This window comes from Psychrobacter piscatorii (assembly GCF_001444505.1).
Lineage (GTDB): Bacteria > Pseudomonadota > Gammaproteobacteria > Pseudomonadales > Moraxellaceae > Psychrobacter > Psychrobacter piscatorii_B.
The window spans coordinates 1-14,567 of sequence record NZ_LNDJ01000046.1 but is presented as its reverse complement, the minus strand read 5'-3'; the positions used below and the strand labels follow the sequence as shown (position 1 = coordinate 14,567).

The 14,567-nt window shown below is 44.1% G+C and carries 10 protein-coding genes; 5 read left to right on the top strand and 5 right to left on the bottom strand.

The features are described 5' to 3' along the window. Positions 1–51 precede the first annotated feature (51 nt). The 3 genes from AS194_RS02265 to aspS form a co-directional block, all read right to left on the bottom strand. Positions 52–852 (bottom strand): hypothetical protein, encoded by an 801-nt coding sequence (locus AS194_RS02265; protein ID WP_058023854.1) that lies wholly within the window; start codon positions 850–852, stop codon positions 52–54. 130 nt (positions 853–982) lie between these two features. Next, entirely contained in the window at positions 983–1,963 is a 981-nt protein-coding gene (locus tag AS194_RS02260; RefSeq protein WP_058023853.1) for a lysophospholipid acyltransferase family protein, read from the bottom strand. Between the two features lie 67 nt (positions 1,964–2,030). Continuing rightward, positions 2,031–3,857 carry an aspartate--tRNA ligase gene (gene aspS, locus AS194_RS02255; RefSeq protein ID WP_058023888.1) on the bottom strand — a complete coding sequence of 609 codons (1,827 nt, stop codon included), beginning with the start codon at positions 3,855–3,857 and terminating at the stop codon, positions 2,031–2,033. Between the two features lie 374 nt (positions 3,858–4,231). Here aspS and sohB point away from each other — a divergent pair, with 374 nt between their 5' ends. The 5 genes from sohB (at position 4,232) to AS194_RS02230 (ending at position 9,997) form a co-directional block, all read left to right on the top strand. Beyond that, positions 4,232–5,212: a protease SohB gene (gene sohB / locus AS194_RS02250; RefSeq protein WP_058023852.1), complete on the top strand. Its 981-nt coding sequence runs from the start codon at positions 4,232–4,234 to the stop codon at positions 5,210–5,212. A gap of 270 nt (positions 5,213–5,482) precedes the next feature. Continuing rightward, complete coding sequence (locus AS194_RS02245; protein WP_058023887.1) at positions 5,483–6,730, top strand: acyl-CoA dehydrogenase family protein; 1,248 nt, start codon at positions 5,483–5,485, stop codon at positions 6,728–6,730. A gap of 189 nt (positions 6,731–6,919) precedes the next feature. Next, positions 6,920–8,164: a phosphotransferase family protein gene (locus AS194_RS02240; protein WP_058023851.1), complete on the top strand. Its 1,245-nt coding sequence runs from the start codon at positions 6,920–6,922 to the stop codon at positions 8,162–8,164. A gap of 42 nt (positions 8,165–8,206) precedes the next feature. Next, positions 8,207–8,968 carry a histidine phosphatase family protein gene (locus AS194_RS02235; protein ID WP_058023850.1) on the top strand — a complete coding sequence of 254 codons (762 nt, stop codon included), beginning with the start codon at positions 8,207–8,209 and terminating at the stop codon, positions 8,966–8,968. 159 nt (positions 8,969–9,127) lie between these two features. After that, positions 9,128–9,997 (top strand): SDR family oxidoreductase, encoded by an 870-nt coding sequence (locus tag AS194_RS02230; RefSeq protein ID WP_058023849.1) that lies wholly within the window; start codon positions 9,128–9,130, stop codon positions 9,995–9,997. Positions 9,998–10,084: 87 nt separating this feature from the next. Here AS194_RS02230 and AS194_RS02225 read toward each other — a convergent pair whose 3' ends face one another. Both AS194_RS02225 and AS194_RS02220 read right to left on the bottom strand, forming a co-directional pair. Further along, entirely contained in the window at positions 10,085–11,785 is a 1,701-nt protein-coding gene (locus AS194_RS02225; protein WP_058023848.1) for an AMP-binding protein, read from the bottom strand. A 561-nt stretch (positions 11,786–12,346) separates the two neighbouring features. Further along, positions 12,347–14,044: an AMP-binding protein gene (locus tag AS194_RS02220; protein ID WP_058023847.1), complete on the bottom strand. Its 1,698-nt coding sequence runs from the start codon at positions 14,042–14,044 to the stop codon at positions 12,347–12,349. Between the last annotated feature and the right edge of the window lie 523 nt (positions 14,045–14,567).

Sequence of the window (14,567 nt, the reverse complement as noted above, 5' to 3'; positions counted from 1 at the left end):
AATTGTTTGGACTATTGGTGAACTATGTAGACATGGCTCATGGCTATATATTTACTGCCAGTATTGCTTTAACCATGGGCTTGGCTTCACATGTCGATACCATTTACCGCCACTACCAGCAATCGCATCGGGCGGGTTAATCTCACCATGGAAGATAACGATTTTTGCATCATCCGGCAGAGTAGGTGTGCGTACAAAGTTAAAAGGAATCGGCGCAATGCATTGGTACTTAAAGCTGACACACCATGTTTTATCCCAATACTCTAAGTGGTGATGTTCACGCAAATAGTTAGAGAGGTAGGCCTGCTCGTGACGTACTTGGGTGCGAATGGTTTCAAAGTTCCGCTCAAAATTGGACAGCAAATCAGGATAAGTATTCATACCAATATTAAAGCGATAAACAGAGCTATTGCCAATCATGCGCCAAGGTTTTTTCCAGTCACGGATGATGACGACACTGTCCTCATGCTCAGCTTGATAAGTAAAAAACGCATCGATATTATCGACAATGACGATATCAATATCTAAAAATAGCGCCACACCTTTTAAATCATACAGCTCAGGCTTAAAGGTAGTCAGTTTTTTCCAACCACGTTCAGGACCTGCTGGTAAATCCATATCGGGTATAGGATAGCAGGCAATCGCAGGGTCAATACCTGTGCTGTCATCGGTCAAGCAAACCATTTGGAAATCTAAGGTTAGATGTCGACTAACCATGTTGTAGAGACGATTGACGTATTCAGGACCATATTTGTCGCCCCATTTCATACAGATGATATAACGCTGTTCAGCAGCATTTGTGCTGGTTTGATGAGGGTCTATAGATAAGGTCTTAGTTACGTCAGATGTCATAATGCACTCGTATTGAGATAATAGTCAGATAAATGAAGGACTAATAAAAGTAAAAGAATATAGAGTTCAGCCAATATTAGCATAGCTGTGACTGATGGTACGTCTAAATCAGTAAACGATAGTACAGTTATTACTTGCGATTATCGATGTTAGTGTCATCAGTAAAAGAACCACTTACATCGTTACCAGAACGACTACCAGTAGCGTGATGAGACCGAATAAAGGCTGCTAAAGTGGCTTTATCTTTTCGGTAAGGATTGCCTAGATTTGGTATGCGCTTAAAACGTCGATAGCCCCACATATAGTGACTATAGTTGTCTTTAATCATATGCTCCATGGCTTGATTGAGTGCGTGAGTCGCTACTTCGGTATTGCGATCATATAGCGCTGGATCGTCGAGCTTATAGCAGTAAATATCAAAACCGCGTCCATCATTACGACGAATACAAGACAAGCCAACTAAGGCACATTTGGTTTTGCTCGCCAGTTTTGAGGCAAGTGTACTGGTTAATGTTTTGATACCAAAGAAAGGAACGACTACGCCGCCTGACGGATCTGGGACGTGGTCTGGTAATACAATACTAAAGCCGCCTTGCTTGAGGGTTTTAAACACGGCTTTAACACCGCTACCATCGGTAGGCACCAACGTTGCATTGAGACGCGCACGACCTTGCAAGATAAATTCATTAGCGAATCTGCCGTCTACAGGCTTGTACATAATAGTTGGCGAACCAAACTGATTGAGCCACGCGTTCATCATCTCCCATGTACCGAGATGAGGGACGATAGCAAGCATGCCATTGGGATTGGCAAGACCTTCTAGTAGAATATCTTTATTATGGACGTCACGAATCTGGGCAATACTCCATTCAGGTGGCATTGCCCAGCTTTTTATAGATTCGATACTGCTCAGACATTGATGATAGATGATGTCTTTGGTCAGCGCTCGTTTTTGCGGCTCAGACAATTTGTCCGTAATCAGCGCCATATTAATATGAATGGTACGCATGATGCTGAGACTTGGTATCTTGACGATAACCCAAGCGACAAAACGTGCCAGCATCTGTAGTACAGACAATGGCACGAATTTGAAAACATGATACGGATTCATAACCACTCACATGGCGATGAATCGCGTAACAAGCACTGTAGACAGCAATAGTACATCATCAAATGTTTTATTGAGCAGGTTTGTTGGTGTCAGCCTGTGCTTTTTCACGCACACGGATACCAAGATCACGTAGCTGCTTACTATCCACTCCAGCAGGTGCTTGAGTTAGTGGGCACTCAGCAGTTTTGGTTTTTGGGAATGCGATCACATCACGGATAGAGTCAGCGCCTACCATAAGCATAATCAGGCGATCCAAACCAAACGCCAAGCCACCATGCGGCGGTGCACCAAATTTTAGTGCATCAAGTAAGAAACCAAACTTGTCTTCTGCCTCTTGCTCGCCGATACCCAAGGCTTCAAGGACGGCTTGCTGCATATCATAAGTATTGATACGTAAGCTACCACCACCAATCTCAGTACCGTTCAACACCATATCGTAAGCGATAGATAGCGCAGACTCTGGGTTGTTTTTCAGCTCCTCAACAGAGCCTCTAGGCTTGGTAAATGGATGATGCATTGACGTCCATTGACCGTCATCGGTTTGCTCAAACATCGGGAAGTCAGTCACCCATAGCGGCGCCCACTCACAAGTTGTCATTTCAAGGTCTAGACCGATTTTCTGGCGTAATGCGCCGATTGCGTCATTCACGATACTGGCTTTATCTGCACCAAAGAAGATAATATCGCCATCTTCTGCAGCAGTACGCTCGATCAAGCTCACAAGTACATCATCAGTCATGTTTTTGATGATTGGTGATTGTAGGCCAGACTCTTTGTCCACACCATTGTTGATGCTGCTTGCGTCATTGACTTTGATATAAGCCAAGCCGCGTGCGCCATAAATACCAACAAACTTGGTATAAGCATCGATTTGCTTACGGCTTAATGAAGCGCCACCAGGAATGCGAAGGGCAGCGACGCGACCTTTAGGATCGTTAGCAGGACCGGCAAATACTTTGAAATCAACGTCTTTCATCAAGTCTGCAACGTCAACCAGTTTCAGTGGAATACGTAAGTCAGGCTTGTCTGAAGCATAGTCGCGCATTGCTTCAGCATATGTCATGCGAGGAAATTGCTCGAACTCAACATCCATCATGGTCTTGAACAAATGCTTGATCAGACCTTCGTTGATGTTCATGATCTCTTCTTCGTTCAAGAAAGATGTCTCAATATCGACCTGTGTAAATTCAGGCTGACGATCGGCACGTAAATCTTCATCACGGAAGCATTTCGCGATTTGATAATAACGGTCAAAACCTGACACCATCAATAATTGCTTAAATAGCTGTGGTGACTGCGGCAGGGCAAAGAAGTTACCAGGACGCGTACGTGATGGTACAAGATAATCACGCGCACCTTCAGGCGTAGCACGAGTCAAAATAGGGGTCTCTACATCCAAGAAACCATGATCATCTAAATAACGACGAATCGCTGACGTTGCCTTGGCACGGAATACCATACGCTCTTGCATTTGCGGACGACGCATATCGAGATAGCGATATTTTAGACGTAAGTCTTCTGACACAGTCGTTTTTTCGTCATTCAATGGGAATGGCGGGGTTTCAGATTTGGCCAGTACTTCAATTTCTTTGCCCAATAGCTCAATTTGGCCACTGGTCATATTGTTATTTTCAGTACCTTCATAACGACGACGTACGCGGCCAGTGATTTTTAGTACGTATTCAGGACGTACCGCATCGGCCGTTGCAAAAGCTTCTGGTGTATCAGGATCGACAACCACCTGCAAGATACCCGCGCGGTCACGCATGTCTAAGAAAATCACGCCACCGTGATCGCGACGACGATGTACCCAGCCTACGATACTAATGGTTTGCTCAAGCAAGCTCTCGGTTACAGCTCCGCAATACTCGTCTCGGTATTCGCTTTGCGTCATAGTGCTTTGCGTCATAATATTGTTATCCAGTTATCAGCCCAATTCGAAGTACAATAATGCAGCCATTGCTGTGCGTTTCAAGCGATTTGCAAAAAAAACACACAAACAACGCGATCAAGACAAAGGGTCATCACGTTGGCTGCAGAAAATTTGATATAAACGCATATTATGCCTAATCTACCTTTGTTATACAACCGGCTGAGTTCAATCAAAGCGTAGCCATGCATTGGTATCGGCTGTATTCATTGAGCGATATCTATATTAGGTTAAATATTGTCATTTTGCTTGAAAATACCAGCGAGCGTGCGCATATCAACCGTACCTGAATAAAAACATCTATATTGATATACCTACTGACTTGAGGATTTGTAATCATGCTATTTCATCCACCAAAAAACCCTGTTGAGCTAAAAGTAAGACATTTAAATGAAGCGCAAAAACAGCGCCGTGAAGACTTAATGGAAGCCACCCAAGGCAAAGCTGCGCTTAAAGCATTCAAAAAAACAATGGCAAAAAAAGCCAAGCAGGCGCTAAAAGCAAAAAGTAAAAAGCAGAAAAAAAATCCTGACAATGCCTCGCAAGTTTTCGTCCTGGATTTTGAAGGTGATATCAAAGCCACTGCCGTTAAGCATCTGCGCGAAGAAATCAGCACCTTAATCAGTACGGCTAACAAAGGCGATGAAGTGATTGTACGCCTCGAATCAGGTGGCGGTTTGGTGCATGGTTATGGATTGGCAGCCGCGCAATTGGTGCGCTTAAAGGACGCTGGTCTAAAGCTAACGGTCTGCGTCGATAAGGTAGCGGCAAGTGGTGGCTACATGATGGCGTGCGTGGCAGACAATGTGGTGGCAGCGCCATTTGCGATTATTGGCTCAATCGGCGTGGTGTCACAATTGCCAAACTTTCATAAATGGCTCAAAAACCATGATGTCGATTATGAGATGTTTACGGCTGGCGACTATAAACGCACGGTGACTGTGTTTGGCGAAAACGATGCCGAAGATCGTGCCAAATACCAAGAAGAGCTAGAGCAGACGCACGAGCTATTCAAGCATTTCGTCAATACCTATCGTCCAGAACTTGATGTTGCCAAAGTGGCCACAGGTGAGCATTGGTATGGTGAAGATGCGTTAAAGCTTAACCTGATTGATAGTCTGCAAACATCAGACAGTTATATTTTAGAGCGTATGGAAGACAATGAGGTGTACGCATTACATTCACGTCAGAAGCCGACGCTGGCAGAGAAGCTGGGCCTTGCGCAAGCAGCAGAAGCGACGCTCAGTATGGCAGTGGATAAACTGCCAGATGCGCTCGCACGTTTTGAGTCAAACAGTCGCTTGAATATTCTAAAATAGTGTTAGATATCATTATGATGTCTGATAGCTAGTATCTTAGCGGTCATATGTTCATCAATACACTGTTTGTATTTTGTAAAAGGCGTGTCCTAACGGGTCGCGCCTTTTTGCTGTTTAATCATAATTGCTGTGTTATAAATGTAGGATACAGAAAACAGTATACGTCCGTACACTAAAGCTCGCATTAAAGATCTAGCAGAGCTTTTTGTCAAAACCTGATTTAGACAATCAATAAAGAAAAGGAAGTCATTTATGTCTAGCGACAATTTAATGTTTACCGCAACGGAACATGGTCAAGCCATGCATGCCAAAGTCAAAGCGTTCATTGAAACGCATATTGAACCCATCGAAGCCCAATTCTGGGAAGAATGTCATAAGAAAAATCCTGATGGAAATTGGGAAAACTGGGAATGGCCAGACGCTTATGACAACCTACGCAAACAAGCACGTGAAGCGGGTTTATGGAACTTGTTTTTGCCTGACGACACCTTAGGTGCAGGGCTTTCAGTCACTGACTATGCACCGATTGCAGAGCTGACGGGTCGCAGTTTGCTCGCGCCGCATGTGTTTAACTGCAATGCACCTGATAGCGGCAATATGGAGCTATTATGGCGCTATGGTACGCAAGAACAGCAAGACAAATGGCTCACGCCGCTATTAGAAGGTGAGACCCGCTCAGTGTTTTGTATGACTGAGCCTGATGTGGCCTCAAGTGATGCCACCAATATGCAAGCAACTGCTGTGGTCGATGGTGATGAAATTGTCATTAATGGTAGCAAATGGTGGTCATCGGGACTTGGCGATCCTGCGGTTGATATTTTGATTGTCATGGCCTATACCGCGGATGAAAGCGCAGATCGTCATCATCAGCACTCGATGGTACTGGTACCAGTCAATACTGCGGGTGTGAATATTAAACGTATGCTTAAAGTGTTTGGCGATTATGATGCGCCGCACGGTCATGGTGAGATCAGCTTTGATAATGTACGTGTGCCCGTCAGTCACTTTATTGGTGGGCCGGGTAAGGGTTTTGAGATTGCGCAAGGTCGCTTGGGGCCAGGTCGTATTCATCACTGCATGCGTTGTATCGGTGCGGCTGAAAAATCACTAGAATTGGCTGTTAAGCGCGGCATGTCACGTACCGCTTTTGGTAAGCCATTACTACAATTGGGCGGCAACTTTGAGCGTATCAGCGATGCCCGTATCAAGATTGATCAAGCACGCTTACTAACCCTTTACGCGGCGCAAAAAATGGATTCTCAAGGAACCAAAGCGGCATTGACTGAAATCTCTGCGATCAAAGTGGTTGCGCCAACGGTGCTACAAGAAGTGGTTGATATGGCGATTCAGATTCATGGTGGCATGGGTGTGTGCCAAGACACATTGTTACCAAATTTCTATGCGCAAGCTCGTGTGCTACGGTTGGCAGATGGTCCTGATGAAGTACATAAAACCATGATTGCCAAGCTGGAGCTAAAGCGTCAGGGCTTTAGCCGTTCTAAGTCTAACAAAGCCTAATATTAATCAATGGGTGTGAGTAAACCTTAAGTTGCTCACGCCACTATTGCTGAAAATAAAAAATTGGAAATTCACTATTAACGATTTAGTAGTGAATTTTTCATCACTATGACTGTTTTTTACTACTAATTTTTTACTACTATAAGTATAAGTTATAAAAATAACTGATCACATGATAAGGAATGTCACATGTCAACTGACCATAGAGTATTAGATAAAGGCGGCGCGGTGCGTGAGGGTGAGGAGCTTGATACCCAAGCTATCAGCGCATGGCTACGTAGCCAAGGTGTCGATGTCGTAGGCGAGCCTACAGTCACTCAGTTCTCAGGCGGGGCTTCTAACTGGACGTATCGCTTACAATATGAAGGCGATGATAAAAACCAAGATCTTATCTTACGCCGTCCACCAAAAGGTACCAAGGCAAAATCTGCGCACGACATGGTACGCGAATATACCGTTCAAAAAGCATTAAAAGATGCTTATCCTTATGTGCCCGAGATGATTGCGCTGTGCACGGATGAGGCCGTCATTGGCGCTGACTTTTATGTGATGGAGCGCATGGAAGGGATCATTCCCCGTGCCAATTTACCAAAAGGGGTCGATCTAGATCCTGAACAAATCCGTCTACTTTGTACCAATGTTTTGGATGCGTTGGTAGAGCTACATCAGATAGACTATACAGAGCATCCTGATTTGGTTGATTTGGGTCGCGGTGATGGCTATTGCGCCCGCCAAATTAGTGGCTGGGACAAGCGTTATATCAAAGCAAAGACACCCAACGTCCCAAGCTTTGCCTTGGTCAGACAGTGGCTCAAAAAGCACACGCCTGCTGATAGCAAAACGTGCATTATTCACAATGACTGGCGCTTTGATAACGTCATACTCGATGCAGACGAGCCGACTAAAGTTATCGGAGTCCTCGATTGGGAGATGGCAACCCTTGGCGATCCACTAATGGATTTGGGTAGTGCGTTGGCTTACTGGATTGAGGAAGACGACAATATTGTCATGCAGCAGTTTCGTCGCCAGCCAACTCACTTAGAAGGTATGATGACGCGTGACGAAGTGGTTGCTTATTATCTAGAAAAGTCTGGACTACAGATAGATAACTGGACCTTTTATGAAGTGTTTGGGCTGTTTCGTCTATCAGGTATCATTCAGCAAATCTACTATCGCTACTATCATAAACAAACCACCAATCCAGCATTTAAAAACGCGTGGCTTGCCATACATGTCATGCATGCCAAATGTCTCAAACTGATTGCACAATATGAAGGCGAAGCGCTGTTCAATGCACACGTTCAGCCATATTTAGAAGACAGAGGAGTCGATGCGGCAACGATTGAGAAATTGCCAGACCCTGTACAAAAAGTAGTGAAAGGCATTTTACCAAAAGGCTATTTTGCTAAGCCCTCTGATTCAGCTGAAGTATAAGAAAAACCGCAATTTGGACAATATAATAAAAGGCAGTATTTTATGACAACCATACTTTTAGCCCGTCATGGTCAGGCTTCTTTTGGTCAAGAAAACTATGATCGGCTGTCAGAGCTAGGTGAAACCCAAGCAAAAATGCTGGGTCAACACTATGCAAATACCCAGCGCCGTATCGATGCGATATTTACGGGTAATCTGGTCAGGCAACAAGACTCTGCTCGCCATTTTTGGCAAGGGTATCAACCGTTTGCTCAGGCCAATAATGACGACATGGCCATTGCGACAGCCATCAACTTTGATGAGCATGACAGCTATATTTTGCCGCAATTTGACGAGTTCAATCACAAAGATGTGTTTGTGAAATCCGTTGGTGATTTTGATAACCAAGCTGAGATATCCGCTGAAATTGCCAATGCTCAATCACCAAATCGGCGTCTTGCTGAGCTGTTTGATCAAGCGATGCAGCGCTGGCATGGTGGCAACAATGATCAGGATTATATTGAAAGCTGGCCGAAGTTCAATGAGCGAGCGCAGCAAGCGCTTGAACAAGTACGTACAAAGATAGCCGATATGTGCTTAGACCAAAATAGCACTGTATTGGTCTTTACCTCAGGCGGTGTCATCGCTGCCATTACCGCACAGCTACTGAGCCAAGGCAGTCAAACCGCTTATCAGTTAAATAAGAGCTTAGTCAATACGGGCGTGACATCGATCACCCTAAAGAGTCACCGCGCGCATTTATTGTCTTTAAATGAATACAGTCATCTATTTTCTGAAGGCAAGCAGTTTGTGACGTGGCGATAATTGAGTCAATGGGTTTGGATGCGCTTTTATACACAATCGCCACGTATTTGTAGAGCATTAGCCATTACAATGAACGATTTTAGTCAACCAGTTTTTGTCGTTGGTACAGAGAATCTATAAAACTGGAGTGTCATTTAGAGTCGATACAAGGGAGGGCTTATGCAACACAAACTGCTTAATTTAGTCACTAAAAGCGCCAAACAAAGTAAAGCTCAGGTATTTAGCGCCGTTCAGCCATCACGCTATCTAAAAGACCTAGACAAACAGCAGGTTGGTCAAGGCAAAACCGTCCTGATCACAGGAGCAAGCTCAGGATTGGGCGAGGGTATGGCAAGATTGTTCGCTAAGCTTGGTTATAATCTTGCTATCTGTGCGCGCCGTACTGATCGTTTAGAAAGCCTGCAGTCAGAGCTGGTAGCAGCATATCCTAATATACGCGTTGAGTACCGAGCGTTAGATGTCAGTGATTATGATGCTGTTTTTAAGGTATTTGACGCATTTGCTGCTGACTTTGGCACTATTGATCGTATCGTGGTCAATGCAGGGATTGGCGATAGTCGCCGTATTGGTAAAGGACGTTTTGATACCAATCGCCGTACCGTTGAGATTAATTTCATCTCGGCATTGGCACAATGCGAAGCGGCGATGAATATCTTTCGGGCTCAAAACAGTGGTCATCTGGTCGTCATGTCGAGCATGTCAGCGATGCGTGGCCTGCCTAAGCACCTGACAGCTTACGGCGCGAGTAAAGCAGGTTTGGCACATCTTGCAGAAGGGATTCGTGCTGATATGCTATTGACTAAGCTACCTATCAAGGTGTCTACCATTTATCCCGGTTACATCCGTACCGAGATTAATACGAATGCCAAGCCATTGCCGTTTGAAGTAGATACTGATACCGGTACCAAAGCGATTGTTGCAGCGATTGAGGCAGGTGTGGAAGAAGCGTGCGTACCAAGCTTGCCATGGTCGATTGTAGGTCAGGCAATGAAGCGTTTGCCGTTGCAAGTGATGAGCCGATTGAGCTGATACGATAGGCTCGTTCAACATAAGCAAAAAGCCCACTATGATTAAAGTGGGCTTTTTTGTCTCTATGGCAAAATCATAATATATAGATTACAACGTTTGCGGATTGTCTGATATGTGCTGCTCACGCAGCTTTTGACGCAATACTTTACCGACATTACTTTTTGGTAGTTCGCTGACAAACTCGATATGACGCGGGCACTTATAACCTGTTAAATTGTCTAATGCAAACTCTTTGATGTCTTCTTTGGTGACGTTGTTGTCTGCAGGCACAATATAGATTTTGACGGCTTCACCTTGGTTTTCATCAGGGATACCAATCACGGCGCAATCAACGATACCTTCATGGTCAAGCATGACCGCTTCAATCTCATTTGGAAATACATTGAATCCTGACACCAAAATCATATCTTTTTTACGGTCTAGTAAAGTGAAGTAGCCTTTTTCATCCATGCTCACAATATCGCCAGTACGGAAGTAACCATCGCTTGTGAAATCATTGGTATTGTCTCGATTGAAATAGCCTGACATGACGTTTGGGCCTTTGATGCACATCTCACCTGCCTCATGCATGGCGACACGTTGCCCATTCTCATCAACGACGATGATATCGACACTAGGAACTGGTATGCCGATTGTACCGTTGAACTTACGATCAGTAATGACGTTGGCGGTACCGCCAGCAACCCCTTCTGTCATACCCCAGCCCTCGACCATAGGGCAACCAGTCACCTCTAACCAACGGGCTGCTGTTTGCTCGGTTGCCGCCATACCACCCGCCTGAGTGATACGCAGTGAGCTAAAGTCCAATTCTTTGAAGCTTGGCTGATCAAGCAACCCTTTGAACAAGGTATTGACCGCAGGGAAAATATGGAACGGTTGTTTTGATAGCGTTTTGATAAACCCTGGCATATCACGCGGATTGGGTACTAGAATAAAAGTGTAGCCTGAACGCATACCAAGTAAGCTGAGCATAAACGCAAAGATATGATACAAGGGTAGGGCCATGACCATGTTGATGTACACCTCATTGATATCTGAGGTCACTGGACGGTACCATGCTTCTGATTGCATCGCCGCTGCGACGACATTACGCTGCGTCAAAACAGCACCCTTAGACAGACCCGTTGTGCCGCCTGTGTATTGTAGAATCGCTTTTTGTTGCAGCGTGGTTTTGGGTGCTTGAAGCGGTAGATTACGTCCTTTTTTCAGTACTTCAGGGAATTTCGTGACGTTGTACTTAGGGTCATTTAGATTGTATTTAGGCACTAAGCGTTTGACTTGACGGATAACGGTATTTACCAAAATACCTTTTAAGCCCATCATATCGCCCATTTTTGAGAGTACAATACGCTTGATATTGGTCTCTTCAATGACTTGCTCTAGCGCTTGAGCAAAGTTATCCACCACAAAAATCACCTGAGCGCCTGAGTCATTCAATTGATGACGTAGCTCACGACCTGTATATAGTGGGTTGATCGGGGTACAGACGTAACCTGCGCGTAAGATACCAATCATGATTGGTAAATATTGTGGGACGTTTGGCATCATGAGTGCCACGACGCTGCCTTTAGGTAAGCCTTGAGCTTGTAACCATGCTGCTACTGCCAATGATGCTTTGTCAACGTCATCATAAGTATGAGTCACACCCATGCAGATAGTCATCGGATGCATACGAAAACGGTTGAAGCACTCTTCATACAACTCTATGAGGCTTTCATATTGATCAGGATTAATGGTCTTGGGTACGTTTTCTGGGTATTGAGCAAGCCAAGGTTTATCTACTGTCATGCCAAGCGTCCTTAAATTAAGATAAGTTAAGGGTCTATAAAAAAGTAGTCACATCCATGTCGACGATATACATCAGTGCCTTTTGAGCGATGAATTGTCGAGTGCTATCCTTTGTTTTCACATACTGCTAACGTACAGAGTCCTCTATAAAATTTGATTCAACTACCAAGAATGAGCTACTAAAAAATAAGCATCTGAGTAGATCAAATAACGGGTTACTGTTTCTAAAATTGAAATACCTTTCAAATCAACAGTTTTGACGTGTCTAAAGTCAATATTCGATTAATCTAAATCGACAGAAAACTTAGTGACACATTGCGGGCTTACATTAACATAACTACAACTAAACTCGTTACAGGCATACGAGAACTTGATAGTTTATATTTGGGTTTGATATATGAAAAAATATATGTTGGAGAGTGAAGGGTATACAGAATCGATCAGAGTAGATAAAAATTTGTGCTCGATACATTTAGCTTTCAATGAGACATTCAAAGCAAATAGGCGCAACAAAAAAGCGCCTTATTATTGATATAGGGCGCTTTTTTCAAGAGAAGTTACTTATTGTTGAGGGTGGTCTGCATGATGTTTCTCACGCAGTTTTTGACGTAATACTTTACCGACATTACTCTTTGGCAGATCACTCACAAATTCAATATAGCGCGGACATTTATAACCCGTCAGATTGTCTAATGCAAAATCTGTAATCACTTCCTTAGTCACGTTATTGTCTGCAGGAACCACATAGATTTTGACTGCCTCACCTTGACGCTCATCAGGAATGCCAATCACAGCACAGTCAATCACCCCGTCGCAGTCTAGCATCACAGATTCAACCTCACTTGGGAATACATTGAACCCTGAGACCAATATCATATCTTTTTTGCGGTCTAATAAGGTAAAGTAACCTTTTTCATCCATACTCGCGATATCGCCAGTACGGAAATAACCGTCGCTTGTGAAATCATTAGTGCTGTCTCTATTATAGTATCCAGAGGTTACATTAGGACCTTTGATACACATCTCACCTGCTTGGTGCGTGCCCACACGCTCACCATTTTCGTCAATGAGAATGATGTCAACATTGGGGACAGGTATCCCAATTGTACCGTTGAATTTGTCATCGGTGACGAGGTTCGCTGTACCGCCTGCGACCCCTTCTGTCATACCCCAGCCTTCAACCATAGGGCAGCCTGTCACCTCCAACCAGCGCTCGGCTGTTTGTTTGGTGGCCGCCATACCACCAGCTTGAGAGATGCGTAATGGCGCAAAATTCAAGTTTTTAAAAGAGGGTGTATCAAGCAGGCCCTTAAACAACGTATTGACCGCAGGGAAAATATGGAACGGCTGTTTTGACAAGGTTTTGACAAACCCTGGCATATCACGCGGATTGGGTACCAATATAAAGGTGTAGCCTGATCGCATACCGAGTAGGCTTAGCGAAAACGCAAAAATATGATAGAGCGGCAATGCCATGACCATATTGATATACACTTCATTGATGTCTGAGGTCACCGGACGATACCAAGCTTCTGCCATCAATGCTGCAGCCACGATATTGCGCTGGGTCAGTATCGTGCCTTTAGACAGACCCGTTGTGCCACCTGTGTACTGCAAAATCGCTAATTGATCTAAAGTCATTTTGGGTGCATGAAAAGGCAAAGTTTTGCCTTGCTTGAGCACATCCGGGAATTTAGTAACTTCATGCTTTGGATCGTTGAGCTTGTATTTGGGTATCAAGCGTTTGACTTGACGGACGATGGTATTCACCAGCATACCCTTAAGTCCCATCATATCGCCAAGTTTAGATAAGACGATACGTTTGATGGCAGTCTCATCGACGACTTGCTCAAGAGCTTGGGCAAAATTATCCACCACAAAAATCACTTGAGCGCCTGAATCATTTAGCTGATGGCGTAGCTCACGACCTGTATAGAGTGGGTTGATGGGGGTACAGACGTAGCCTGCACGCAAGATGCCAATCATCGTTGGTAGATATTGCGGTAGGTTTGGCATCATCAATGCAACGATACTACCTTTAGGTAGTCCTTGCGCTTGTAACCATGCGGCGATGGCAAGAGAAGCGTTATTGACATCATTATAAGTATGCGTAACACCCATGCATATACTCATTGGATGCCCGCTAAAACGCTCAAAGCACTCCTCGTACAACTCCATCACGCTGCCGTAAGTATCAGGATTAATCGTCTTTGGTACACTTGCCGGATATTGGTCAAGCCAAGGTTTGTTTGGCATCATAGTCAGCGTCCTTGCAGTTTGATATAGGTGAATGTTTTTTAAGAAAGCAGTCATATGCATATCAATATCACAAATCAGCATCAATGTGATTAACCTGCTATTGGATGCAATAACGTCCGTGTCTGCTTGCTTTTGTTGCTGTTGCTCAATGCTAATTAACTACTGATGGGTGAGTTAAATGAATCAAACAATTAGATAATCCAATAACAGAAATAATATGTATTTCAAATAGATATTATCTAGTTTTTGCAACTGCGGTATCAAAAAAACGATACATTTAAGCAATAGAGTAGCATGGATAATGTTGGAGACAATAATAGAAAGCAAGACTGAGCAGTACATAGATAAAGCTGAAAAATTTGATACATGTATGATGTTTAAGAAATGAGCCATAGTAAGGCGTATTTTTGAGCTGGTAATGAATATAAAGACAGGGCAGGCTATTTATTAATGATGAGCAAAGTGATTGACTGTTTAGATGAGTTAACGAGCTTATGTATAGTCGAACCACTATTAAAGTGTT

Bases quoted from the DNA above. Each gene is read 5' to 3' on its own strand.
- AS194_RS02265 (WP_058023854.1), bottom strand. From the start codon at position 852: ATGACATCTGACGTAACTAAGACCTTATCTATAGACCCTCATCAAACC.
- AS194_RS02260 (WP_058023853.1), bottom strand. From the start codon at position 1,963: ATGAATCCGTATCATGTTTTCAAATTCGTGCCATTGTCTGTACTACAG.
- aspS (WP_058023888.1), bottom strand. From the start codon at position 3,857: ATGACGCAAAGCGAATACCGAGACGAGTATTGCGGAGCTGTAACCGAG.
- sohB (WP_058023852.1), top strand. From the start codon at position 4,232: ATGCTATTTCATCCACCAAAAAACCCTGTTGAGCTAAAAGTAAGACAT.
- AS194_RS02245 (WP_058023887.1), top strand. From the start codon at position 5,483: ATGTTTACCGCAACGGAACATGGTCAAGCCATGCATGCCAAAGTCAAA.
- AS194_RS02240 (WP_058023851.1), top strand. From the start codon at position 6,920: ATGTCAACTGACCATAGAGTATTAGATAAAGGCGGCGCGGTGCGTGAG.
- AS194_RS02235 (WP_058023850.1), top strand. From the start codon at position 8,207: ATGACAACCATACTTTTAGCCCGTCATGGTCAGGCTTCTTTTGGTCAA.
- AS194_RS02230 (WP_058023849.1), top strand. From the start codon at position 9,128: ATGCAACACAAACTGCTTAATTTAGTCACTAAAAGCGCCAAACAAAGT.
- AS194_RS02225 (WP_058023848.1), bottom strand. From the start codon at position 11,785: ATGACAGTAGATAAACCTTGGCTTGCTCAATACCCAGAAAACGTACCC.
- AS194_RS02220 (WP_058023847.1), bottom strand. From the start codon at position 14,044: ATGATGCCAAACAAACCTTGGCTTGACCAATATCCGGCAAGTGTACCA.